This window comes from Tatumella sp. JGM130 (assembly GCF_018257525.1).
GTDB classification, from domain to species: Bacteria; Pseudomonadota; Gammaproteobacteria; order Enterobacterales; family Enterobacteriaceae; genus Tatumella; species Tatumella punctata.
In genome coordinates, this window is record NZ_JAERJS010000007.1 from 105009 (window position 1) to 128636 (window position 23628).

22 protein-coding genes and 2 pseudogenes are annotated in these 23628 nt (G+C 50.8%); 12 read left to right on the forward strand and 12 right to left on the reverse strand.

Translation table 11 applies throughout. The features are described 5' to 3' along the window. Positions 1-7 precede the first annotated feature (7 nt). The 8 genes from infB to JK211_RS05460 all read left to right on the forward strand — a co-directional run bounded on the left by infB (position 8) and on the right by JK211_RS05460 (position 10000). Positions 8-2704, forward strand: coding sequence for a translation initiation factor IF-2 (gene infB, locus JK211_RS05425; RefSeq protein WP_212707652.1), 2697 nt, complete (start codon positions 8-10; stop codon positions 2702-2704). 66 nt (positions 2705-2770) lie between these two features. Then, complete coding sequence (gene rbfA / locus JK211_RS05430) at positions 2771-3175, forward strand: 30S ribosome-binding factor RbfA (RefSeq protein ID WP_212707653.1); 405 nt, start codon at positions 2771-2773, stop codon at positions 3173-3175. Continuing rightward, positions 3175-4116, forward strand: coding sequence for a tRNA pseudouridine(55) synthase TruB (gene truB / locus JK211_RS05435; protein WP_212707654.1), 942 nt, complete (start codon positions 3175-3177; stop codon positions 4114-4116). The genes rbfA and truB overlap by 1 nt, the downstream gene beginning before the upstream one ends. A 106-nt stretch (positions 4117-4222) precedes the next feature. Next, on the forward strand, positions 4223-4492 hold the full coding sequence (gene rpsO, locus JK211_RS05440; RefSeq protein WP_212707655.1) for a 30S ribosomal protein S15: 270 nt from the start codon (positions 4223-4225) through the stop codon (positions 4490-4492). 316 nt (positions 4493-4808) lie between these two features. Then, a complete protein-coding gene (gene pnp / locus JK211_RS05445; protein ID WP_212707656.1) occupies positions 4809-6941 on the forward strand; it encodes a polyribonucleotide nucleotidyltransferase in 2133 nt (710 codons plus the stop codon). Positions 6942-7072: 131 nt separating this feature from the next. Continuing rightward, complete coding sequence (gene nlpI / locus JK211_RS05450; RefSeq protein WP_212707657.1) at positions 7073-7957, forward strand: lipoprotein NlpI; 885 nt, start codon at positions 7073-7075, stop codon at positions 7955-7957. Between the two features lie 104 nt (positions 7958-8061). Further along, the gene (gene yrbN / locus JK211_RS17045) at positions 8062-8118 is read left to right on the forward strand and encodes a protein YrbN (protein ID WP_111678723.1); all 57 of its coding nucleotides are present in this window, start codon (positions 8062-8064) and stop codon (positions 8116-8118) included. Positions 8119-8134: 16 nt separating this feature from the next. Further along, positions 8135-10000 carry a DEAD/DEAH family ATP-dependent RNA helicase gene (locus JK211_RS05460; RefSeq protein WP_212707658.1) on the forward strand — a complete coding sequence of 622 codons (1866 nt, stop codon included), beginning with the start codon at positions 8135-8137 and terminating at the stop codon, positions 9998-10000. Positions 10001-10113: 113 nt separating this feature from the next. On the opposite strand, the gene JK211_RS05465 is transcribed toward JK211_RS05460, so the two are convergent. The 3 genes and pseudogenes from JK211_RS05465 to JK211_RS05475 form a co-directional block, all read right to left on the reverse strand. Further along, positions 10114-11130 (reverse strand): luciferase-like monooxygenase, encoded by a 1017-nt coding sequence (locus JK211_RS05465; RefSeq protein WP_212707659.1) that lies wholly within the window; start codon positions 11128-11130, stop codon positions 10114-10116. A gap of 96 nt (positions 11131-11226) precedes the next feature. Then, positions 11227-12126: a U32 family peptidase gene (locus tag JK211_RS05470; protein ID WP_212707660.1), complete on the reverse strand. Its 900-nt coding sequence runs from the start codon at positions 12124-12126 to the stop codon at positions 11227-11229. A 9-nt stretch (positions 12127-12135) separates the two neighbouring features. Continuing rightward, positions 12136-13082 (reverse strand): annotated as a pseudogene (locus tag JK211_RS05475) (peptidase U32 family protein). Between the two features lie 155 nt (positions 13083-13237). Between JK211_RS05475 and JK211_RS05480 the strand changes: the two are divergent. Continuing rightward, complete coding sequence (locus JK211_RS05480) at positions 13238-13762, forward strand: SCP2 domain-containing protein (protein WP_212707662.1); 525 nt, start codon at positions 13238-13240, stop codon at positions 13760-13762. Continuing rightward, entirely contained in the window at positions 13756-14253 is a 498-nt protein-coding gene (locus JK211_RS05485) for a GNAT family N-acetyltransferase (protein WP_212707663.1), read from the forward strand. The genes JK211_RS05480 and JK211_RS05485 overlap by 7 nt, the downstream gene beginning before the upstream one ends. Here the strand turns inward: JK211_RS05485 and JK211_RS05490 are convergent. Next, on the reverse strand, positions 14244-14531 hold the full coding sequence (locus tag JK211_RS05490; protein ID WP_212707664.1) for a GIY-YIG nuclease family protein: 288 nt from the start codon (positions 14529-14531) through the stop codon (positions 14244-14246). The two genes, JK211_RS05485 and JK211_RS05490, sit on opposite strands and share 10 nt — an antisense overlap. 86 nt (positions 14532-14617) lie before the next feature. Here JK211_RS05490 and JK211_RS05495 point away from each other — a divergent pair, with 86 nt between their 5' ends. Both JK211_RS05495 and JK211_RS05500 read left to right on the forward strand, forming a co-directional pair. Next, the gene (locus JK211_RS05495) at positions 14618-15046 is read left to right on the forward strand and encodes a YhbP family protein (protein WP_212707665.1); all 429 of its coding nucleotides are present in this window, start codon (positions 14618-14620) and stop codon (positions 15044-15046) included. A 398-nt stretch (positions 15047-15444) separates the two neighbouring features. Continuing rightward, positions 15445-16650 carry an acyltransferase gene (locus tag JK211_RS05500; protein ID WP_212707666.1) on the forward strand — a complete coding sequence of 402 codons (1206 nt, stop codon included), beginning with the start codon at positions 15445-15447 and terminating at the stop codon, positions 16648-16650. A gap of 49 nt (positions 16651-16699) precedes the next feature. Here JK211_RS05500 and nrdG read toward each other — a convergent pair whose 3' ends face one another. From nrdG to JK211_RS05540, 8 genes and pseudogenes are all read right to left on the reverse strand, one after another. Continuing rightward, entirely contained in the window at positions 16700-17164 is a 465-nt protein-coding gene (nrdG, locus tag JK211_RS05505) for an anaerobic ribonucleoside-triphosphate reductase-activating protein (protein WP_212707667.1), read from the reverse strand. A 10-nt stretch (positions 17165-17174) separates the two neighbouring features. Continuing rightward, a complete protein-coding gene (nrdD, locus tag JK211_RS05510; protein WP_212707668.1) occupies positions 17175-19307 on the reverse strand; it encodes an anaerobic ribonucleoside-triphosphate reductase in 2133 nt (710 codons plus the stop codon). 183 nt (positions 19308-19490) lie between these two features. Next, positions 19491-19877 carry a RidA family protein gene (ridA, locus tag JK211_RS05515; protein ID WP_212707669.1) on the reverse strand — a complete coding sequence of 129 codons (387 nt, stop codon included), beginning with the start codon at positions 19875-19877 and terminating at the stop codon, positions 19491-19493. Between the two features lie 79 nt (positions 19878-19956). Beyond that, positions 19957-20421 carry an aspartate carbamoyltransferase regulatory subunit gene (gene pyrI / locus JK211_RS05520; RefSeq protein ID WP_212707670.1) on the reverse strand — a complete coding sequence of 155 codons (465 nt, stop codon included), beginning with the start codon at positions 20419-20421 and terminating at the stop codon, positions 19957-19959. A 15-nt stretch (positions 20422-20436) separates the two neighbouring features. After that, positions 20437-21372, reverse strand: a complete 936-nt coding sequence (gene pyrB / locus JK211_RS05525) for an aspartate carbamoyltransferase (protein WP_212707671.1) — start codon at positions 21370-21372, stop codon at positions 20437-20439. Continuing rightward, positions 21365-21550 (reverse strand): hypothetical protein, encoded by a 186-nt coding sequence (locus tag JK211_RS05530; protein ID WP_212707672.1) that lies wholly within the window; start codon positions 21548-21550, stop codon positions 21365-21367. Before JK211_RS05530 ends, pyrB begins: the two co-directional genes overlap by 8 nt. Before the next feature lie 65 nt (positions 21551-21615). Beyond that, positions 21616-22095, reverse strand: a complete 480-nt coding sequence (locus tag JK211_RS05535; protein ID WP_212707673.1) for an arginine repressor — start codon at positions 22093-22095, stop codon at positions 21616-21618. 78 nt (positions 22096-22173) lie between these two features. Continuing rightward, positions 22174-23591: pseudogene (locus JK211_RS05540) on the reverse strand (YfcC family protein). Between the last annotated feature and the right edge of the window lie 37 nt (positions 23592-23628).

A 23628-nucleotide genomic window follows, 5' to 3' on the forward strand; every position in this document is an offset into this window, starting at 1 on the left:
GAACAGCATGACTGATGTAACTGTAAAATCGCTGGCTGCAGAAATTGAAACTCCTGTTGATCGTCTGGTACAGCAACTGGCTGATGCAGGCATCACTAAGTCTGAAAACGACTCTGTGACTGAACAGGAAAAACAAAGTTTACTGTCATACCTGAACCGTGAGCACGGTACTACGGATTCAGGTAAACTCACTTTGCAACGTAAAACACGCAGTACCTTGAATATTCCCGGCACCGGGGGTAAAAGTAAATCTGTGCAAATTGAAGTCCGCAAAAAGCGTACCTATGTGAAAGATGATGCCGAGGCGGAACGCCAGGCAGAAGCTGAAGCACAGGCACAGCGTGAAGCGGAAGAGGCAGCACGCCGTGAGGCAGAAGAAAAAGCCAGACGCGTTGCTGAAGAACAAGCGAAACGTGAAGCCGAAGATAAAGCTAAGCGTGAGGCAGAAGAAAAAGCCAGACGTGAAGCTGCGGAAACAAAAACTGTGACGAATCAACAAAAGAACGATATGACCCAGGCAGCACCATCAGAAAAAGCCCGTCGCGAAGCGGAAGCCGCTGAACTTAAGCGTAAAACCGAAGAAGAAGCACGCCGTAAGCTGGAAGCAGAAGCAAAGCGTGTTGCTGAAGAAGCCCGTAAACTGGCTGAAGAGAAAGGCGAAGAGTGGCAGAAGCCGGTGGAAACCGAAGACGCTTCTGACTACCACGTGACTACATCAACTCACGCCCGTCAGGCTGAAGACGAGAACGATCGTCAGGTTGAAGGTGGCCGTGGCCGTACCCGCACTGCGACCAAAAGCCCGCGTGCAAAGAAAAGTAACAAACACTCTGAAGCGAAAACTGACCGTGAAGAAGCACGTGCAGCTGTTCGCGGCGGTAAAGGCGGTAAACATCGTAAGGGCAGCGCTCTGCAGCAAGGCTTTAACAAGCCGGCGCAGGTGGTTAACCGTGATGTAGTGATCGGTGAAACGGTGACAGTCGCTGAACTGGCGAACAAAATGGCAGTGAAAGGTTCTCAGGTCATCAAAGTAATGATGAAACTGGGTGCCATGGCGACCATCAACCAGGTTATCGATCAGGAAACTGCTCAGCTGGTTGCCGAAGAAATGGGTCACAAAGTGATCCTGCGTCGTGAAAACGAGCTGGAAGAAGCGGTAATGAGTGACCGTGATATCGGCGGACATACAGAAGCTGAATCACGTGCGCCGGTGGTAACTATCATGGGTCACGTTGACCACGGTAAAACCTCGCTGCTGGATTATATCCGTTCTGCAAAAATTGCTTCCGGTGAAGCCGGTGGTATTACCCAGCATATCGGTGCTTACCACGTTGAAACCGGTAACGGCATGATCACTTTCCTGGATACTCCTGGCCACGCCGCGTTTACCGCAATGCGTGCCCGTGGTGCTCAGGCAACGGATATCGTTATCCTGGTAGTCGCAGCGGATGATGGTGTGATGCCTCAGACCGTAGAAGCTATCCAGCATGCTAAAGCGGCCAATGTACCGGTGGTGGTTGCAGTTAACAAAATCGATAAACCAGATTCTGATCCGGATCGGGTTAAAAATGAACTGACCCAGTACGGAATTATTCCGGAAGAGTGGGGCGGCGAAAACATGTTCGTCAATGTCTCTGCGAAAGCAGGTACCGGTGTTGATGACCTGTTACAGGCAATCCTGCTGCAGGCAGAAGTTCTGGAACTGAGAGCGGTACGCAGTGGTATGGCAAGCGGTGTGGTTATCGAATCCTTCCTTGATAAAGGCCGTGGTCCGGTTGCTACCGTACTGGTACGTGCCGGTACCCTGAACAAAGGCGATATCGTCCTTTGTGGCTTCGAATATGGCCGTGTCCGTGCGATGCGTAACGAACTGGGACGGGAAGTTCTGGAAGCCGGTCCGTCAATCCCGGTCGAAATTCTCGGTCTGTCAGGTGTACCTGCTGCCGGTGATGAAGCGACTGTGGTACGTGATGAGAAGAAAGCACGCGAAGTTGCTCTGTATCGTCAGGGTAAATTCCGTGAAGTTAAACTGGCTCGTCAGCAGAAATCTAAACTGGAAAACATGTTTGCTAACATGACAGAAGGTGACGTTTCTGAACTGAATATCGTACTGAAGGCAGACGTACAGGGCTCGGTTGAAGCTATTTCAGATTCATTACTGAAACTGTCTACCGATGAAGTTAAAGTGAAAATTGTCGGTTCCGGTGTCGGTGGTATTACCGAAACTGATGCCACTCTGGCAGCGGCATCTAATGCTATCGTGCTGGGCTTTAACGTTCGTGCTGATGCATCAGCGCGCCGTGTTATTGAAGCTGAAAGCCTGGATCTGCGTTACTACTCGGTTATCTATAACCTGATCGACGAAGTAAAAGCAGCAATGAGCGGTATGCTGGCACCGGAATACAAACAGCAGATCATTGGTCTGGCTGAAGTCCGTGATGTATTTAAATCACCGAAATTTGGTGCCATTGCCGGTTGTATGGTTACTGAAGGTGTGGTTAAACGTCATAATCCTATCCGTGTCCTGCGTGAGAACGTGGTTATTTATGAAGGCGAGCTGGAATCTCTGCGCCGCTTCAAAGATGACGTCAACGAAGTCCGTAATGGTATGGAATGTGGTATCGGTGTGAAGAACTATAATGATGTTCGCGCCGGCGATTCTATCGAAGTGTTTGAAGTTATTGAAATCAAACGTACTATCGATTAATCGTTACCAGGTTATGACTATTTGGGAGGCCGCTGGCCTCCCGAATTATTTGAAAGGAGCAAAAAGATGGCAAAAGAATTCGGTCGTTCTCAGCGTGTTGCTCAGGAATTGCAAAAAGAAATTGCCCTGATTATTCAGCGCGAAATCAAAGATCCCCGTCTCGGTATGATGGTAACCGTATCCAGTGTCGAAGTGTCACGCGACCTGGCCTATGCCAAAGTATTTGTCACATTCCTGAATGATAAAGACGAAGATGCAGTAAAAGCAGGGGTTAAAGCATTACAGGATGCTTCCGGCTTTATCCGTACTCTGCTGGGTAAAGCGATGCGCTTGCGTATTGTCCCGGAACTGACGTTTTTCTATGATAATTCCCTGGTCGAAGGTATGCGTATGTCTAACCTGGTATCCAATGTAGTTAAGCGGGATAACGAACGTCGCGGCGATAAGCCTGAAGAGCACGAGGAGGACTGATGGGACGTCCCCGTCGCCGTGGGCGTGATATCCACGGGGTATTACTGCTGGATAAGCCCACGGGTATATCCTCCAATGATTTGCTGCAAAAAGTAAAACGTATTTATAACGCGAACAGGGCCGGCCATACGGGCGCGCTGGATCCGCTGGCAACGGGCATGCTGCCCATTTGCCTCGGTGAAGCGACCAAATTTTCCCGTTACCTGCTCGACTCTGATAAACGTTACCGTGTTATCGCCCGGCTCGGCCAGCGTACCGATACCTCCGATGCGGATGGTAATGTGGTTGAAGAACGTCCGGTCCGTTTTACTGCCGCTGAGCTTGCTCAGGCGCTGGACAGTTTTCGCGGGCAAACCCTGCAAGTGCCTTCTATGTTTTCGGCACTGAAACATCAGGGACGCCCGTTATATGAATATGCCCGTCAGGGTATCACTGTTGAACGGGAACCCCGGCCGATCACTGTCCATGAGTTACAGTTTATCCGTCATCAGGATGATGAACTGGAGCTGGAAATTCATTGTTCAAAAGGCACCTATATCCGGACCATTATTGATGATCTGGGTGAAAAGCTTGGCTGCGGTGCTCATGTCACCATGCTGCGCCGTGTACAGGTCGCCCGTTATCCGATGGATAAAATGGTCACCCTGGAGCAGTTACAAACACTGGCCGCGCCGGACCCACAGGGACACACCGATCTGGCGGCCCTGGATGCGTTACTGATGCCAATGGACAGCCCTGCGGAAGACTATCCGCTGGTGAATTTGCCGGAATCCGTCAGTCACTGGTTTAAACTCGGTCAGCCGGTACAAATTGCCGGTGCGCCAGCCAATGGCCTGGTGCGCGTCAGTGAAGGCGACAGTCAGAAGTTTATCGGTATGGCAGAAATCGACGATCAGGGGCGTGTTGCACCGCGCCGACTGGTGGTTGAATATTTCGACTGAGTTATTTGCACTCATGTCGGCCGCAGAGTAGAATGACGCGGCTTTAAAGTGGGGAGCTGAATTAGAGATCGGCAACCTGAAATCAACACATATATTGGAGTTTATTATGTCTCTAAGCGTAGAAGCTAAAGCAGAGATCGTTGCTAAATTCGGTCGTGGTACCAATGACAGTGGTTCAACTGAAGTTCAGGTTGCTCTGCTGACTGCACAGATTAACCACCTGCAGGGTCACTTTTCTGAGCACAAAAAAGACCACCACAGCCGTCGCGGTCTGCTGCGTATGGTTTCCCAGCGTCGTAAGCTGCTGGATTACCTGAAGCGTAAAGATGTTGCACGTTACTCGAGCCTGATCGAAGCTCTGGGTCTGCGTCGCTAAGTCTGAAGAGTTTTTTCAATGGTCTGTACGTTGCGTTATCAGCCGTGCTGTTCCGGCGAAAAAATTTGAGCGAGTTTCGCGAAAAGGGGCCTGTATGGCCCCTTTTTTCGGGGGACTGGCAGTATTTCTGCTAAAACTCATGTATTGTTACCGTGAGTGATCTTTATTTGCACGATTCGCGCGGCTAATGAGAAACCTTATCCCACCGGCAGTACGGAAAGATTTGTCATTAGTCGCGAGGATGCTGGAAGATCAAAACCCATGATACAGAGAGCCTGAAAAAGGCTATCTGATTAAAAATTAAAGGATCTAAACTTTGCTGAATCCGATTGTACGTAAATTCCAGTATGGCCAGCATACCGTCACTCTGGAAACAGGAATGATGGCCCGTCAGGCGACTGCTGCTGTGATGGCAAGCATTGATGATACCTGTGTATTCGTGACCGTTGTCGGTCAGAAGAAAGCGAAACCAGGCCAGGACTTTTTCCCGTTAACGGTTAACTATCAGGAACGTACTTACGCTGCCGGCCGTATCCCGGGAAGCTTCTTCCGTCGTGAAGGTCGTCCGAGTGAAGGTGAAACACTGATTGCGCGTCTGATTGACCGTCCGGTGCGTCCGCTGTTCCCTGAAGGTTTTGTCAATGAAGTACAGGTTATTGCAACTGTTGTTTCTGTTAACCCACAGGTTAACCCGGACATCGTGGCAATGATTGGTGCGTCAGCGGCCCTTTCTTTATCTGGTATTCCGTTCAATGGTCCCATCGGTGCAGCCCGTGTTGGTTACATCAATGATCAGTATGTTCTGAACCCGACCACTGAAGAGATGGCTAACACCCGTCTGGATCTGGTGGTGGCCGGTACCGAGAATGCGGTACTGATGGTTGAGTCAGAAGCTGATGTACTGAGCGAAGAACAAATGCTGGGTGCGGTGGTCTTTGGCCATGAGCAACAGCAGGTTGTGATCGAAAATATTAAATCTCTGGTTGCTGAAGCAGGCAAACCACGCTGGGACTGGCAGCCGGAAGCGGCAAATGAAGCTCTGAATTCACGTATTGCTGCACTGGCTGAAGCTCGTCTGAGTGACGCTTACCGCATTACAGAGAAACAGCAACGCTATGAGCAGGTTAACCTGATCAAAAGCGAAACTATTGCTGCACTGAAAGCAGAAGATGAAGCACTGGATGAAGGCGAAATCAGTGACCTGCTGCACGCCATCGAGAAAAACGTTGTCCGTGCACGTATTCTGAACGGCGAACCGCGTATCGATGGACGTGAAAAAGATATGGTTCGTGGTCTGGACGTTCGTACTGGTGTTCTGCCGCGTACCCACGGTTCAGCACTGTTTACCCGTGGTGAAACTCAGGCACTGGTTACGGCAACACTGGGTACCACCCGTGATGCGCAGAACCTGGATGAGCTGATGGGCGAAAGAACCGACAGCTTCCTGTTCCACTACAACTTCCCTCCGTACTCTGTGGGCGAAACCGGTATGGTGGGTTCACCAAAACGCCGTGAAATCGGCCACGGTCGTCTGGCGAAGCGCGGCGTGCTGGCGATGATGCCAAAAGCCGATGTCTTCCCGTACACTGTACGTGTGGTATCAGAAATCACCGAATCTAACGGTTCATCATCTATGGCATCAGTCTGTGGTGCTTCTCTGGCACTGATGGATGCCGGGGTGCCTATCAAAGCCGCAGTAGCGGGTATTGCGATGGGTCTGGTGAAAGACGGCGAACGTTATGTTGTCCTGTCTGATATCCTGGGCGACGAAGATCACCTGGGTGATATGGACTTTAAAGTTGCCGGTAGCCGCGACGGTGTGACTGCACTGCAGATGGACATCAAAATCGAAGGTATTACCCGCGAAATTATGCAGGTTGCATTGAACCAGGCGAAAGGTGCGCGTTTGCATATCCTGGGTACCATGGAACAGGCAATCAGCACCCCGCGTATCGAAATATCTGAATTTGCACCACGTATTCATACTATTCGTATCAATCCGGACAAAATCAAAGATGTTATCGGTAAGGGGGGGGCAGTTATCCGTGCTCTGACCGAAGAGACCGGTACCACTATCGAAATCGAAGATGACGGTACCGTAAAAATTGCGGCTACTGATGGTGACAAAGCGAAAGAAGCTATCCGCCGTATCGAAGAAATCACCGCAGAAATCGAAGTGGGCCGTATTTATAACGGTAAAGTCACCCGTATCGTTGATTTCGGAGCATTCGTTGCCATTGGTGGCGGTAAAGAAGGTCTGGTACATATTTCTCAGATCGCTGAAAAGCGTGTAGAAAAAGTGACAGACTATCTGCAGATGGGCCAGGAAGTTCCGGTTAAAGTACTGGAAGTCGACCGTCAGGGTCGTGTACGCCTGAGCATCAAAGAAGCGGCTGAAAAACCGCAGGCAGAAGAAACCGCAGCGACGAATCCGTCCGACGCCGGTTAAGCGTTCGATGATTTTCCTGCTCTCCGGACACCCGGAGAGCAGGATTTCTGTTATCGCGAGGGCAGGATTCCTTTGCACGGCAGGCGGATGACAGGATATTCATCCTAATGTTTGTATTCGGGAGTGGGATAATGAAGCCTTATTTGCGCTGGGGTTTTGTTGCGACAGCTTTATTGCTGGCAGGATGCAGCAGCTCTAATTGGCGTCAGAACGAAGTTCTTGCCGTGCCTTTGCAGCCAACGTTGCAGCAGGAAGTCATCCTGGCACGTATGGAACAAATTCTTGCCAGTCGTGCTCTCACCGATGATGAACGCGCACAGCTGTTATATGAGCGCGGAGTGTTGTATGATAGTTTAGGTTTGCGGGCACTCGCACGGAACGATTTTTCCCAAGCGTTGTCTATCAGACCAGATATGCCAGAAGTATTTAACTATCTTGGTATATACTTAACGCAGGCAGGTAATTTTGATTCTGCCTATGAAGCGTTTGATTCTGTACTTGAGCTTGATCCAACTTACAATTATGCGCATTTAAACCGTGGTATCGCGCTGTATTACGGCGGTCGATACAAGTTAGCGCAAGATGATCTGCTGGCGTTTTATCAGGACGATCCTAATGATCCTTTTCGTACGCTTTGGCTCTATCTCGACGAACGTGAGATAAATGCAGACAAAGCGAAAGTCGCGCTCAGGCAGCGTTATGACTCGGCGAACAGAGATCAATGGGGATGGAATATTGTCGAATTCTACCTGGGCGATATCAGTGAAAAAACACTGATGGCGCGTTTACAGGCGGATGCTACGGATAACACCTCGCTCGCTGAACATCTCAGTGAAACCAACTTCTATTTAGGTAAGTATTACCTAAGTCTGGGGGAGAAGGATAACGCGGAAGCGTTATTCAAACTGGCGGTTGCCAACAATGTGAATAACTTTGTTGAACACCGATACGCATTGTTGGAACTGGCGGAACTTGGCCAGGCACAAGACGATTTATCAGAATCCGACCAGCAATAGCTGACGACATTTAACGCCCTTTGTTTATGTATCCTGTCATCCTTCGGGGTGAGGGGTGTTTTATTCGTCAAAAACTTCTAATTTGAGCCGGTTCACACTTTTCAATGAAAATAACTGAAAGTTTTCATGACGAGTTATGTAGACTGGCCGCCGTTATCTAAGAGGCACGTGTACTACATGACTGATATTCAAACCACTTTTTCCGATCTGGGCCTTAACGAATCCATTTTGTCTGCACTGAATGACATGGGATACGTTAAACCATCGCCAATCCAGGCTGCCTGTATTCCTCATCTGCTGGAAGGCCGTGATGTTCTGGGTATGGCTCAGACCGGAAGTGGTAAAACAGCGGCATTCTCTTTGCCATTGCTGAACAACATTGATCCTTCTCTGAAAGCACCACAAATTCTGGTGCTGGCACCGACCCGTGAGTTGGCGGTACAGGTAGGTGAAGCTGCTACTGAGTTTTCTAAACATATGCGCGGCGTTAACGTTCTGGCCCTGTACGGTGGTCAGCGTTACGACGTACAGCTGCGCGCCCTGCGTCAGGGACCACAGATTGTTGTCGGTACTCCCGGCCGTCTGCTGGATCACCTGAAACGCGGTACTCTGGACCTGTCTAACCTGCGTGGTCTGGTGCTGGACGAAGCTGATGAAATGCTGCGTATGGGCTTCATCGAAGACGTTGAAACCATTATGGCGCAGATCCCTGAAGGGCATCAGACAGCGCTGTTCTCTGCGACTATGCCGGAAGCAATCCGTCGTATTACCCGTCGCTTTATGAAAGATCCACAGGAAGTGCGCATTCAGTCCAGCATCACTACCCGTCCGGACATCAGCCAGTCTTACTGGACTGCTTACGGCCGTAAGAGCGATGCACTGGTACGTTTCCTGGAAGCAGAAGATTTTGATGCGGCGATTATCTTCGTTCGTACCAAAAATGCCACCCTGGAAGTTGCTGAAACTCTGGAGCGCAGTGGTTACAGCAGTGCAGCACTGAACGGTGACATGAACCAGTCACTGCGTGAACAGACTCTGGAACGCCTGAAAGATGGTCGTCTGGATATTCTGATTGCCACCGACGTTGCCGCACGTGGTCTGGACGTTGAACGTATCAGCCTGGTGGTAAACTACGACATCCCTCTGGATGCAGAATCTTACGTACACCGTATTGGCCGTACTGGCCGTGCGGGTCGTGCGGGGCGTGCTTTACTGTTCGTGGAGAACCGTGAGCGTCGTCTGCTACGCAACATCGAACGCACCATGAAGCTGACGATTCCGGAAGTTGAACTGCCAAATGCAGAACTGCTGAGCAGCCGTCGTCAGGCGAAATTTGCTGAGCGCGTACAGCAGCAACTGGAAAGCAGCGATCTGGATCAGTATCGTGCACTGCTGGAGAAATTATCGCCGCAGGAAGATCTGGATATGGAAACTCTGGCTGCCGCTCTGCTGAAAATGGCCCAGGGTGAACGTCCGTTAATCGTCCCTGCTGATGCACCTCGTCCTGCACGCCGTGAGTTCCGTGACCGTGATGAGCGTGGCAGCCGTGATGATCGTCGTGGTAACCGTGAAGGTGGCCGTGATGGTGATCGTCCGCGTCGTGAGCGTCGCGATGTCGGCGAAATGCAGATGTACCGCATTGAAGTTGGCCGTGATGATGGTGTTGAAGTGCGTCATATCGTTGGTGCTATCGCTAACGAAGGTGATATCAGCAGCCGCTATATCGGTAACATCAAATTGTTTGGTACCCACTCAACAATTGAATTACCAAAAGGTATGCCGGGTGAAGTTCTGCAGCACTTTACGAAAACCCGTATTCTGAACAAGCCGATGAATATGCAACTGATTGGTGATGCACCACAGTCACGTGAGCCACGTCGTGGTGGCCGTGAAGGTGGTCGTGAGGGCGGCGGTCGTCGTTTTTCGGATCGTCGTGAAGGTGGTCGTGAAGGCGGTCGTGGTTTCGGTGGAAACCGTGAAGGTCATCGTGGTCAGCGTCGTGAAGATGGTGCCGCACCGGCTGCCCGTCGTCGCGAATATTAATCGTTAGTCACTACTGCCGGCGGGAACAGCATCGCTGTTTGCGCCGGGTCAGAAAATAAAAAAGCGATGGTGAAAACCATCGCTTTTTTTTATATCTGCTGGCCGGTGGCAGATCAGTGTTTCAGCGATTCTGCCGCGGCCATGGCCAGGGAGAACGAATAAATCCGTGCCTCATTATCAAAAATCTGCCCGTTAATCATCAGTTCATCTGGCTGGTATTGCTGCTGCAAAGATGCCAGTCCCTGGGTGACAGAGGCCTGGTCTCCGACCAGCGACATCCCCAGCGCCCGGTCAACACCATATTTTTCGGCCGGCGACCAGACCGTATCCATATTTTCGACCGGGGCAGGTAACGGCCCGGGCATACCACGACGCAGGTTAATAAACTGCTGTTGTTGTGAAGTAAACAGAAAGCGCGCTCTGGCTTTACTTTCGGCGGCAATCACATTCACACCAATCATCACATAAGGTGCTGCCAGCCGGTCGGAAGGACGGAAATTTTCGCGGTAAAGAGTCACTGCCTGCGACAGCATATCCGGTGCAAAATGAGAAGCGAAGGCGAAAGGTAACCCCATCCGCGCCGCAAGCTGTGCACTGTACAGGCTGGAACCCAGCAGCCATACCGGAACCCGTAGCCCGGTGCCCGGAACCGGCTGAACATCAAAAGCGGTACCTGCCGGAGCATCAAACCAGCGGATCAGCTGTTCAATGTCCTGCGGGAAGTTATCTTCGGCATTGCCACTCATATGACGGCGCAGTGCCATCATGGTCCGCTGGTCAGAGCCCGGTGCACGGCCAATACCCAGATCAATCCTGTCAGGATACAGAGTGGCGAGAGTACCAAATTGTTCCGCAATCACCAGCGGGGCATGGTTAGGCAGCATAACACCGCCTGATCCCAGACGCAGATGGCGGGTATTTGCGGCCAGGTAGCCAATCAGCACCGACGTAGCGGCACTGGCAATCCCGGTCATATTATGGTGCTCAGCCAGCCAGTAACGATGATACCCGGCGGATTCGGCGTATTTTGCCAGTGCCAGTGAATTGCTAAAAGCAGTTCGCGGGTCAGAGTGTTCAGGGACCGGGGAAAGATCCAGTACTGAAAGTTTGAAGGGCTTGAGCTCAGACATAGTCATACCTTTATCACACCGAAATCTCTGACGGATTACCGGCAGAGTGACGCAGAACACGTCACTCTCAATGTATCGGGTTTTGTTTAGGATCACCTAAGCCGATTGTGCCCCTGGCGGGTTATCCAGCGCCATCCCTTCAATATTGCGCCAGTAACCGTTGCAGTGGTCGATTGGTACTAAATCAAAGGGAGCCTCACCGTTCTGGTTGTTACGTAACTGTCGTATCAGCGCCGGTGTCTGTAAATCTGACGGTGATACACGGAAAACATCTACCAGCCCGTGCATCCCTTTCTGTGCATTGCCGAGGTGATAACAATATCCGCTCATGGTCTGAATTCCGTTCAGTACAAACACCTGCTGCCCTTCCTGTGACAGTACCTTGCGGCCCTGCGGGTAACGGATACAGCAAGTCTCACAATGGTCTTTATCACGATTTTCCGAGCGGGCGGTAAAACAGCGTGCGGATAATGCCAGCGGCAGATATCCGTAACCAAACACTTCCACTTCAAACTGATCGCGAAATCCGGCGTCTTCGCACGCTTTCAGCAACTCTGACAGCCAGTCCCGCGACAGTTCCACCGGCATACACCAGCGTATCATTCCCTGTCTGAGGAGTATTTTCAGGGCCGGTGCGTTGTAGATATTCAGTGCATGTCCGGCAACAAAAGGCAGCCCATGCTCAGCGGCAAGATTGACGGTGCCCATATCGCTGGCCTCGATCATAAACTCACCGTTGCTGATATAGCGTTTTAATTCTTTCAGTTCGGAAGGGGACTGTAGCAGGGATAAGGTACTCAACACCACCTGCTTACCGGCTGTCGCCAGCGGGCGGGCCAGTTCCATCCATTGTCCGAAGGAGGTGGCACGGCGTTTGCTGCATACTGCCTCACCGAGATAAATAATATCTGCGGTACTGCTGGCCGCCTGCTGATAAAACGCATCTAATTTTTCTGTTGGCCAGTACCACAGTACCGGCCCGAGGGCGTATTTCATCGGCTATCCTTATTGCCATTGGCGGTGCAGCGCACCCAGTGTGGTTTGTGTGCCTTCCGCCAGCTCACCAAGTTGTTGCATCCAGCGCGGATCCACCCCGAAGTTACCTGCCGTACATACGCAGGGCTGCGTTGCCGGCCTTCAATCTTCACTGAAACAATGCCCATCCGCTGCAGTTCCGGCAGCAGTGCCAGGGTATTCAGGCTGGTGGGTTCTTCAAGGACGTGATAGCGCTGCCCGTCGACCAGGTAGCGGCCTTTACACAGGGTCGGGTAACCGGCGTTTTCATCCAGCCGGAAACGGTCAATAAGCACGTTATTCAGCCGCGAATCCATACCCTGGCCTGTGGTCTGCCAGCGGACAAATTTGGCCGGAGAACAGGCTCCCGCCGTATTCGGAGATTCACCGGTCATCCAGGAAGACAGATAACAGCGCCCCTCCGCCATAATGCACAGGCTGCCGAAAGCAAATACTTCCAGCGGCACTGTCGTTTCCCGGGCCAGTTGCCGTACCTGATGTAATGACAGCACCCTTGGCAGCACCACCCGATGGACAGCAAATTCGCGCTGGTAGAAACGTATCGCTTCTGTATTCGTCGCAGAAGCCTGAACCGATAAATGCCGTTCCGTCCGGGGATAACGTGACGAAGCGTACTCCAGCAGTGCCGGATCGGCGAGGATCAGTGCATCAGCACCACTGTTTACTGCAACATCAATCGCCTGTTTCCAGCGGTTAAAACCGGCCGGATGAGCAAAGGTATTGATAGCAACATGCAACTTTCTCTGGTGCTGATGCAGATATTTTGCCGCCTGTTCCAGACGTTCAGGGGTAAAATTCAGCCCGGTGAAATGCCGTGCATTAGTATCATCTTTCAGGCCGACATACACTGCATCTGCCCCCTGTTCCACTGCAGTTTTCAGGGCGGGAAGATTACCTGCCGGACATAACAGTTCCATACGTCTCTCCACAGAATTTACAGGGAAGAAAGTGTAGGGAAATTTATCCGCCAGAAAGTTGATTCAGGGCAGAGTATTACCGGATAGTCACGAAGATCACCGGATCTACAGATAAAATGGCGTTTTTGTTCTGATGTCAGATTAAGGAAGATACCATGCTGCAGCGCTTACATTATCAACTGGTTAACAGGATGCCGGGATTACTGGCCACCCCTCTGGGCAGGGTGCCGTTGTTCTGCAAAAAAATGTGTCTCCGACAGCTGATCAACTGGCAGTACCAGCAATTGATTGCTGACGGTGAAATTGATTTTCTGCAACAACGCAGGCTGGGTATTGATATCAGTGATCTGCGCTGGAAATGGGTGATGACTCTGGAGGCAGGGCGGATTATCGTGACTGATGACTCAGTGGCGGATGTCTGGTTCCGGGCAGGAATTAATGATCTGATTTTACTCGCGGCAGGTCGTAAAGACCCGGATATGTTATTCTTCCAGCGCCGGCTGATTGTGGAAGGTGATACAGAATTGGGGCTTGCGGTAAAAAACCTGATGGATGCTATCGAACCCGAAGCAATGCCGGCGTTATTATATAACGGGTTGCAGCATCTTGCTGCATTTACAGAAGCAGGAATGACACAGGACGCCAGCGTTATTACGGTGCGCGAAGAGAACTCATGCTAATTCGGACTGAGATTGGTATTGATGCACCAGGCATCGACCGTTTATTAAAACACTGTTTTGGCTCAGAGCATGAAGCGAAACGGGTCAGAATGCTGCGCGAACAGGGGCTGCTTACTCTGGGTGTGGTTGCGACAGATGATGAAGGGCAGGTACTGGGTTATGCGGCGTTCAGTCCGGTAACTTCAGGCGGTGAAGATCATGGCTGGGTGGTGTTATATCCGCTGGCAGTGAACAGTGACCAGCCTGCGGGGCTGGATGAAAAACTGGTCTGTGAAGCCCTGGATACCCTGAATGAGTTTGGCTACAGTGCAGTGATCGCCGAAAATCAGACTGCCTGCCTGCCACGGGTCGGTTTTACTGTCGCTGATGGTTTGGAATACCAGTGCCCGGCCGGTCATACGCAACAGGCCCTGCTTATCTATCCGCTGGCAAATGGTCCGACAGAAACGGGCCACGGAACACTGACATTCTCAGCGCCTTTTTACGGATGATCTTTAAACCAGAGTAACAGGTTATCGGGTTGCTGAGCGACCAGTAACAGTTTATCCCTGCGGGATCGTTGCTTAAGCTGATATTCAAGTTTTGACGCCAGCGAACGATCACCGGCAGGGCATTGAAACACTAAACTTAGCGGACCTTTGCCGCGCAAAGCTTTAGCACCGTTACCCTGCTGATGGCGCATAAAGCGCCGTGCAACATCTGTAGTGATGCCCGTATATAAGGCACCTGATGCGGTACGCACCATATAAAGGGACCAGCACTTTTCCATCAGTATCTTTTTCCTGTCCTGATTTTTGCAGGCAGTGTAGCCTGCAGTTTCTCGTGATGCCATTGGGTAATGGCTAAGGTCTGAATATGTCTGATTTAACACATTGTATTAATTACCTTAAAAAACATCATGTACTGACCCTGTGTACCGGCAGCGGTGAAAGCCTGTGGGCTGCGAATTGCTTTTATGTGTTTGATGAACAGGAAATAGCTTTCTGGCTGATGACAGAAGAAAGTACCCGTCATGGTCAGCTGATGTTGAAAAACAACCGGGTGGCAGGCACCGTGACGACCCCGACAGAGTCAGTGATGAAAATTAAAGGCATTCAGTACACCGGTGAAATTTTTCGACCGCAGGGTGAGCGGCTACAGCAGGCAGTCGCCTGTTACCAGCGGCAGTTTCCGGTTGCCAGAGCGATGAAAGCCCCTTTGTGGGAAATCCGTCCTGATCAACTCAAAATGACCGACAATACACTCGGTTTTGGCAAAAAAATCCACTGGTCACGTTCGGCCTGAATGTTATTTGGCGGTACTGACGCAGGGAGGCGGGCAGCCCCTTTGCGATCCTCTGGCGTACAGGATACTGCGCCTGCGCCGCTTCCCCTTCTCCTTCCTTGATCTGTTGCCATGTACAAAAAGTCACAATAAATAAAATCAGGTTATTCATAAAGATAACTTTTATTTATTAATTTCCTTTGCAATCATCTCTGATGTTATCTATTAGTTAATGCCTGATGTGTTCATCGTAAATACATTATCGGTAACTTTACTTTATTTATAAATCATTTTTCCGGAGCTGAAACCAGGCTCTGTGAGCATTTCACCTGCATACAGTCATACAGTCACTTTTTCTCATTGTGTAATATTTTTTATCAATGAGTTGTCCGGTATATCTGTTTTCAGTGGGGGAGTCTATGCAAAACAGTAAAGCTTCAGAACCTCAGTCCTGGTCGCCGACGGCGCACCATATTGTCCGGCGTAATGAGAAAGGAATGTTACCTAATCTGACCTCGCTGAACGGCATTCGCTTTATCGCGGCGATCAGTGTGTTTCTGTTTCACTCGACCCTGGGTCCGATTCTGGCACCGTTTTCTGATCCTCAGGTCAGTCACTGGTATTACGTGATCTTCAGTAAAAGCGGCTGGGTCAGTGTATCTATGTTCTTTATCCTGAGCGGTTTTGTGATGGGATGGTCGTCCCGCCCGGTCGATCACCCGCTGCGCTTTTATAAACGTCGCTTTGCAAAGATCTACCCGGTAAATGTGGTGGTTATGGTGATTGTGGTCGCGACCGGGGTGATCAGTTTCCGGCGGCCGGATATCTGGTTACCTAACTTATTTCTGGTTCAGAGCTGGATCCCGCGGGCAGAGAATTATATTGGCGGGAATACACCCAGCTGGTTTTTATGCGCTATCATTTTGTTTTATATTATTTTTCCTTTTGTTTTCCGCTGGGTGAAAGCCCTCCCCGCAGATAAACTGTGGACCACCATCTTTATCTGCTATCTCGGCATGATCATCAGTCAGGTCATTATTTTCTATGCGACCCGTCATGAAACACCGCTGCCCGGCTGGCCTTTTAAAGTCGGTGAAATCGAGTGGTGGCTGTCTTACACTTTCCCGCTGACCAGGGTATTTGAATTCGTTATCGGGCTGGTACTTTCCCGTATTATTCTCGAAGGTTACTTTATCCGCATCAGTACTGTTACCAGTACTCTGCTGGTGGCCGCCAGCTACATTATTGATGTGAATTTACCTTTTCAGTTCAGTTATAACCTGATTACGTTATATCCGCTGGTTTTCCTGCTGGGATCTCTGACTGTCGGTGATATCCGGGGAAAAAAATCATTCCTGAATTTACCGGTAATGCAGTGGCTGGGTAATATTTCTTTCGGCTTCTATATGATCCATTTCACTATCTTAATCCTGCTGAAACGCTGGGCAGGGGGCGAGAAATTTAATCTCCCTGACGGGATTTTGATACTGGTATTCGCGGCAGTCGTCAGTGTGCTCCTGGGCTGGATCCTGTATAAATTTGTGGAAATTCCCTGCGGAAATTACCTGAATTCCAGGTCCGGATCTAAAAAACAGACTGCCAATGCGCAGCAGGCCCGCGAGTGACAGCAATGCTGTTCTGAGTCCTGATGATGCAGTCTTGTCGGGTCAGGGCTCAGCGCAGATACCAGATACGCTGATTTCTGCTACCGCGCCATTTCAGGGTCAGATCTTTCTGGCTATCGATAAATTTACCGTCGATCAGTACATTAATACGAGCCACTATTTTGCGCTGTTCATTGGTGAGCCACTGAAAGCGGTAACCGCTCCACAGCCAGATATCTTTGCCGGGACACTCAGCATTTATCCGGCTGACCAACCGTAATATTGTGCTGATATTGGCCGGATACAGTGGATCTCCGCCAGACAATGATAGTCCCTGGCGGGGAATGCGGCTGTCGTTAAGGTCGGTGATAATCTGATCTTCCAGGTCCGGAGTGAACGGATACCCTGAGTCCGGCCGCCAGGTTGACTGGTTGTAGCATCCCCGGCAGTGATGTTCACAACCGGAGACAAACAACGTACAGCGGGTACCCGGACCGTTTACCACGTCCAGAGGATAATAGCGGTGGTAATTCATATACCGGGCCTTATATACCGTTCGGCATATGTTTTACGCGACGCGTTACTTCTTCCTGCTTACCGGCGTTGAAAGGTCTGGCATCGGGGCTGCCAAGATAGCCGCATACCCGCCTGGTGACTGACACCCGGGCCGGATCATGATTTCCGCACTGCGGACAGGTAAATCCCTTACTGGTACAACTGAATTCACCTTTAAAGCCACAGTTATAACATTCATCAATGGGCGTATTGGTGCCATAGTAAGGAATACGTGCATAGCTGTAATCCCAGACATCTTCGAGAGCTTTCAGATTATGTTGCAGATTCGGGTACTCGCCGTAGCAAATAAAACCGCCATTAGCGATTTGCGGATAAGGCGCTTCAAAATCAATCTTATCGTAGGGGTTAGCGGCTTTTTCGACATCCAGGTGGAAGCTGTTGGTGTAATAGCCTTTATCGGTTACTCCGGCGACAAGCCCGAACTCTGCAGCATCCAGCCGGCAGAAACGGTCACACAGGTTTTCACTGGGAGTACTGTACAGACTGAACCCATAGCCAGTTTCGGTTTTCCACTGATCTGTTGCCTGCCGCAGCCGGGTGACAATCGCCAGCGCTTTTTCCTGCAATTCCGCCGAATCAAACAGGTGCTGCCGGTTACCTGTCAGGGCATTGATGGTTTCATGCAGGCCGATATATCCCAGAGACACGGATGCCCGGCCGTTACGGAAAATTTTGCCGACTTTTTCATCGGCCTGCAAACGTACCCCGCAGGCACCTTCCATATAGAGTATGGGGGCAACCCTGGCACAGGTATTTTCCAGACGGCTGATTCGGCTCATCAGTGCCTGTTTCGCCGTATCCAGCCGCTGTTCCAGCAATGACCAGAAACGGGTTTCATCACCGCCGGCTTGCAGGGCTATACGGGGTAAATTCAGGCTGACCACCCCGATATTATTACGTCCTTCATGGATCTGCCGGCCATCTTCTTCATATACGCCGAGGAAACTGCGACAGCCCATCGGGGTTTTAAACGACCCGGTCACTTTTACGACCTGATCATAATTCAGAATATCCGGATACATCCGCTGGCTGGCACATTCCAGTGCCAGTTGCTTGATATCATAATTAATGTCTTCGGGACGGCGGTTTACTCCCTCGCGGATAGCAAACACCAGCTTCGGAAATACGGCCATTTTACGGTTTTTTCCCAGTCCGGCAAGGCGGTTTTTCAGGACAGAGATCTGAATCAGCCGTGAAGCACGTGACGTTCCCAGCCCGAAGCCAAAGGTGACAAAAGGGGTCTGGCCATTAGCGGTATGCAGGGTATTTACCTCATACTCCAGCGACTGAAAAGCATCGAAACACTCTTTACGGGTACGTGCATCCGCATAGCCTTCCACATCCTTAATCTGCCATTCACGGGCAATCTCCCGATGGCGTTGCAGGCTGGCATCAACGAACGGGGCCAGTACTTCATCAATACGGTTAATCGTTGTACCGCCATAAATATGGCTGGCGACCTGCGCGATAATCTGGGCGGTGACTGCGGTTGCGGTGGCTATAGATTTTGGCGGAGTAATTTCAGCGTTACCCATTTTAAACCCGTGGGTCAGCATGCCCTGTAAATCAATCAGCATACAGTTAAACATCGGAAAGAAAGGGGCATAATCGAGATCGTGGTAATGGATCTCGCCGCGATCATGCGCCTGCATCACCGCCGGCGGTAAAATATGCTGTCGTGCGTAATGTTTAGCCACAATCCCTGCCAGTAAGTCGCGCTGTGTAGGGATCACTTTACTGTCTTTGTTGGCGTTCTCATTCAGCAGAGCGGCATTGGTTTGTTCCACCAACCCCTGAATTTCCTGGTGTAAACGGCTGTGCTGTTCGCGTATTTTGTCGCGATCATGGCGATATTCAATATAACAACGGGCGACTTCCGGAAAACGGCCTGCCATTAATTTGTTTTCGACCGTCTGTTGTATCAGGCTGATATCCAGTACAGGCTGTCGCTGTAATTCGGTACAGATAACGGTGGTCATGGCTTCACAATAATTTTTATCTGTGACCCCCGCAGCTTCAGCTGCCGCAGTAATGGCATGCATAATGCGCTGGCGGCAGAAAGCGACCTTGCAGCCATCCCGTTTAATCACCAGATGATCCATGATTATTTCCTGTATATTGTGTTTTGGTGATTTTAAAACACAATATGTAGTGCACTAAGCGAAATAGTTGCAGAGAGTTTGATTAAAAACAAAGAAGCGGAGAGGAGGCTATCGTGGAAAAATGACACGGGCAGTATCTGAAACGATACTGTTCCCGGAATGTTCCGGGAACAGACAGACTGATTAGCGGCGTACAGCGATTGCTTCAATCTCAATTTTTACGTCTTTCGGCAGCCGGGCGACTTCAACGCAGGAGCGAGCAGGGAAACCGGCGTTATTTTCAGTAAAAAAAGCTTCGTAAGTCGCATTGACCGTGGCAAAGTCATTCAGGTCTTTCACAAAAACCGTTGTTTTTACAATATCACCGACACTCAGGCCGGCCTGCTCAATGATTGCCTGCACATTTGCCAGTGACTGACGGGTCTGCGCTGCAACATCATCTGCAACTTCACCGGTTTTCGGGTCCACAGGGATCTGGCCGGAAGTGATAACCATATTCCCGAGATCGACAGCCTGTACATAAGGGCCGATAGCGGCAGGTGCTTTTTCGGTACTGATGACGCGAGACATAAATTCCCCTTAATGATAATTCAGAAGGCGGTGGCGCCTTCTGCCAGATGTTTTCCCATTATAGAAGCGCCGGTGTTGATTACCAGTGTCCTATAACAACATGATGTGCAAATTCTTTTTCACAGTATTTGCATCTCAGTGAGATATCTCCGGCACGCTGGCGTACCGTAAATACCGAGTGAACCGGCTCATTATGGCTGATGCAATTACTATTGGGGCAGGTCAGCACCCGTTCAATTCGTTCCGGCATTGCCGGGATACTCTTGGCCACCACATCATAGTTATCAATCCGGTTAACGGTGGCATGGGGGGCATAAATTGCCAGCTGATTAATCTGATCATCCGTAAGAAAGGTATTCTCAATTTTGATCAAATCCTTACGCTGCATTTCACCGGAAGGCAGATTCAGCCCGATAGTAATGCGCTGGTCTGTTTCGGTCAGCCGGAATAGCGACAGCAGACGGAAGCCGACACGGGCCGGAATATGGTCGATAACCGTACCGCATTTAATCGCTTCTACCTGTAATTTAGTATCCTGAGTCATGATTATCTCTCCCCGTTATGCCGTCAGTTGTTCGTTTAATACCAGCGCCAGTAATGCCTGGCGGGCATAAATCCCGTTTCCGGCCTGACGGAAATACCAGGCGTGGGGGGTACTGTCGACATCCGTATCAATTTCATCGACCCGTGGCAGGGGGTGTAATACTTTCATGCTATCACGGGCACCGGCTAAATCGGCGGCCCTTAACACGAACTGTGCTTTGACGTTGGCGTATTCTGACGGGTCGAGGCGCTCTTTCTGTACCCGTGTCATATATAAAATATCTGTCTGCGGCATCACCTCTTCAATAGAGGTATGGCGCGACCAGACAATCCCTTTTTCATCCAGTAAATCGGTGATATAAGCGGGCATTGCCAGCGCATCCGGTGCGATAAAAAAGAAACGGTTATTGCTGAATTTAGCCAGTGCCTGGGTCAGTGAATGCACGGTCCGGCCATATTTTAAATCACCGACCATCGCGATATTCAGGTTATCCAGCCGTTGCTGGGTCTCACTGATGGTAAACAGGTCCAGCAGCGTCTGGGTCGGGTGCTGATTGGCACCATCACCGGCATTCAGGATCGGTATATCACCGGAGAATTCTGTTGCCAGCCGTGCCGCGCCTTCCTGCGGATGTCGCATCACGATGGCATCGACATAGGTACTGATCACTGAAATCGTATCTGCCAGGGTCTCGCCTTTTTTCCCCAGCGAGGTATTACCACTGTCAGAAAAGCCAACCACTGAGGCTCCCAGCCGGTGGATGGCAGTTTCAAACGATAACCGGGTACGGGTGGAGGCTTCGAAGAAACAACTGGCGATCACTTTATGCTGCAGCAGTTCCGGCTGCGGTGAGGCTTTCAGCCGGGCGGCAGTGTCTAACACTAACTCCAGCTCTTCACGGCTGAGGTCATTGATAGAGATAATATGCTTTCGATAGAGAGGGTTAGCCATTATTGATGTCCTCGGCACGAGCAGATGGCGGGCAAAAAAAAGCCCCTGAAACAGGGGCTTTAACAGAATAGGTAGTAATGCCGGAGAAAAAAGGGCTATCGCCCGCAGCAAAGCGGATACGGGTATCAGAGTGTGTCATCATCTGTGCCATGCTTTCTCCCGGAAAATTTTCGCGCATTATACCGGCCCTGAAATTTCTGACAAGCATTGTCCGCCGGGAAAAAGGGATACCCGGAACAGGTATTATCCGGCATTCAGCAGATGGCGCACCTGTTGGTACAGAGAGCTTATCTGCCGGCTGTGTCTGGGAGCAATCCAGACATTATCGCTGCCGGCAACGACGCCTATCGTCTGGGTCAGTTGCTGGCAGTCAAGAATGCGGGCGATGGCCCGTCCATAACCGGCAGCGGTATGTACCAGAATAAACTCATTATTATGAACGACATCGACGACCATTTCAGCAATCGGACGGCTGGCCTGAGGTAACGGCTGCGCCAGCGGGCTGAGGGTATAAATCCGTTGCCCGCGGCTATTACGGATTTTGATCACCCCGAGGTTTTTAAGTAACCGTGAAATGGTTGACTGGCTGATCATCGGATAGCCATAGCGCTGGAGATCCTTGCGCAGAGCTTCCTGAGAAATATAGCTGTTTTGCAGGATCAGCCGCTGGCAGAGTGCCAGCTGTTGCAGTTCTCTGCTGGTGGCTGGCGAGGTAATAGGCATAAATGACATCTCCGTTGTCGGACCTGACAGAAACTGCCCGGATACCTTACATCCTCGTATCAGGCAGTCCGCTGGTCATCATAGTAGCGCAGAGACACTCAGCATAACTATGTTCATAATCACAAGAATAGCCAGTAGCGGAGCCACCCATTTCAGGTAACGGATATAAGGGATTCTGGCAATCGCCAGACCGCCCATTACCACACCGGAGGTTGGAGTAATCAGATTCACCAGCCCGGAAGCCGACTGGTACACTGTGACGACCAGATCCCGTCCGATACTGGCAAAATCGGCCAGTGGTGCCAGTACCGGCATACTGAGAACCGCCAGTCCGGAAGAAGAAGGGATCAGGAATGACAGCACGATCTCAATCAGCCAGGTCACATTAATAAACACTACCGGCGGTAACCCCGTGACCAATTGCTCAGCCATATTGAGCAGTGTATGGGTGATCATTCCGTTATCCATCACCACTACGATCCCGCGGGCAATACCGATGATCAATGCCACACCGAGCAGATCCCGCGCACCGTCGATAAATGCCGTGGTAAAGTCTTCCTCACTTATCCGGGCTATCAGTCCGGTGATAATGGCTGCGCCCAGGAACATGGCGGAAATTTCGCCCATCCACCAGCCTTTCACTGCCACACCATAAATCATCATCACAAAGGCCGCAGCAAACAGCAGCAGGATAATTTTACGTACCGGGGTAAAGGCTAAAGGCTAAAGGCTAAAGGTTCATCCCCTTGCTGAGCCAGAAAGTAACGACGGTTCTCTTCTGCTTTATCGGCCAGTACGGATAAATCAGGGTGATTACGGATACGGATAGCATAGCGGCGGACCCACCAGACGCAGGTCAGCCAGCCACTGATCAGGATAATGATCCGCAACAGCATACCGTCGGTAAACGGAATCCCGGCGGCATTGGCCGCAATCACCGTGGAAAACGGATTAATCGTCGATCCGAGGGTACCGATACCGGCCCCCAGTAATACGGTGGCGGCAGCAACCATAGGATCAAAGCGGGCAGCGATCATCACCGGCACCAGCAGTGAATAAAACGGCAGTGACTCTTCTGCCATCCCGTAAATGGTGCCACCAAGGGCAAATACGCCCATCAGTATCGGGATCATCCACTCTTCTTTACCTTTCAGTTTTAAGGTAACCCGCTGGATCCCCGCATCAATGGCACCGGTTCTGTTGGTCACACCGAGGAACCCGCCGATAATCAGAATAAACAGCGCCACATCAATCGCCCCGGCATTACCCGTACGGTGATCCCACAGGCCATCGATGGGAGCCAGTAAAATATCGCTGATCCCCTGAGGATTAGGATCGACGGCCTGCCAGGTACCTGCCACCGGCACGGTTTTACCCAGGGTGTCATTCATTACCATCTGATACTGCCCGGCGGGGATCAGCCAGCTCAGTGCGGCGACCAGAATAATCAGCATAAACAGAATGGTATAGGCGGAGGGGAATTTAAAGGTCTTCATTGTTATTTCTCCCTGACAGGTACGCCGCCAGGCGTAC

Coding starts and splice junctions, on each gene's coding strand:
- pyrB (WP_212707671.1), bottom strand. CDS start 21,372: ATGGCTAACCCTCTCTATCGAAAGCATATTATCTCTATCAATGACCTC.
- rpsO (WP_212707655.1), top strand. CDS start 4,223: ATGTCTCTAAGCGTAGAAGCTAAAGCAGAGATCGTTGCTAAATTCGGT.
- nrdD (WP_212707668.1), bottom strand. CDS start 19,307: ATGGATCATCTGGTGATTAAACGGGATGGCTGCAAGGTCGCTTTCTGC.
- nrdG (WP_212707667.1), bottom strand. CDS start 17,164: ATGAATTACCACCGCTATTATCCTCTGGACGTGGTAAACGGTCCGGGT.
- rbfA (WP_212707653.1), top strand. CDS start 2,771: ATGGCAAAAGAATTCGGTCGTTCTCAGCGTGTTGCTCAGGAATTGCAA.
- nlpI (WP_212707657.1), top strand. CDS start 7,073: ATGAAGCCTTATTTGCGCTGGGGTTTTGTTGCGACAGCTTTATTGCTG.
- JK211_RS05480 (WP_212707662.1), top strand. CDS start 13,238: ATGCTGCAGCGCTTACATTATCAACTGGTTAACAGGATGCCGGGATTA.
- JK211_RS05495 (WP_212707665.1), top strand. CDS start 14,618: ATGTCTGATTTAACACATTGTATTAATTACCTTAAAAAACATCATGTA.
- ridA (WP_212707669.1), bottom strand. CDS start 19,877: ATGTCTCGCGTCATCAGTACCGAAAAAGCACCTGCCGCTATCGGCCCT.
- JK211_RS05500 (WP_212707666.1), top strand. CDS start 15,445: ATGCAAAACAGTAAAGCTTCAGAACCTCAGTCCTGGTCGCCGACGGCG.
- JK211_RS05465 (WP_212707659.1), bottom strand. CDS start 11,130: ATGTCTGAGCTCAAGCCCTTCAAACTTTCAGTACTGGATCTTTCCCCG.
- JK211_RS05490 (WP_212707664.1), bottom strand. CDS start 14,531: ATGGAAAAGTGCTGGTCCCTTTATATGGTGCGTACCGCATCAGGTGCC.
- JK211_RS05470 (WP_212707660.1), bottom strand. CDS start 12,126: ATGAAATACGCCCTCGGGCCGGTACTGTGGTACTGGCCAACAGAAAAA.
- pyrI (WP_212707670.1), bottom strand. CDS start 20,421: ATGACTCAGGATACTAAATTACAGGTAGAAGCGATTAAATGCGGTACG.
- infB (WP_212707652.1), top strand. CDS start 8: ATGACTGATGTAACTGTAAAATCGCTGGCTGCAGAAATTGAAACTCCT.
- JK211_RS05485 (WP_212707663.1), top strand. CDS start 13,756: ATGCTAATTCGGACTGAGATTGGTATTGATGCACCAGGCATCGACCGT.
- truB (WP_212707654.1), top strand. CDS start 3,175: ATGGGACGTCCCCGTCGCCGTGGGCGTGATATCCACGGGGTATTACTG.
- JK211_RS05535 (WP_212707673.1), bottom strand. CDS start 22,095: ATGCCTATTACCTCGCCAGCCACCAGCAGAGAACTGCAACAGCTGGCA.
- JK211_RS05460 (WP_212707658.1), top strand. CDS start 8,135: ATGACTGATATTCAAACCACTTTTTCCGATCTGGGCCTTAACGAATCC.
- JK211_RS05530 (WP_212707672.1), bottom strand. CDS start 21,550: ATGCGCGAAAATTTTCCGGGAGAAAGCATGGCACAGATGATGACACAC.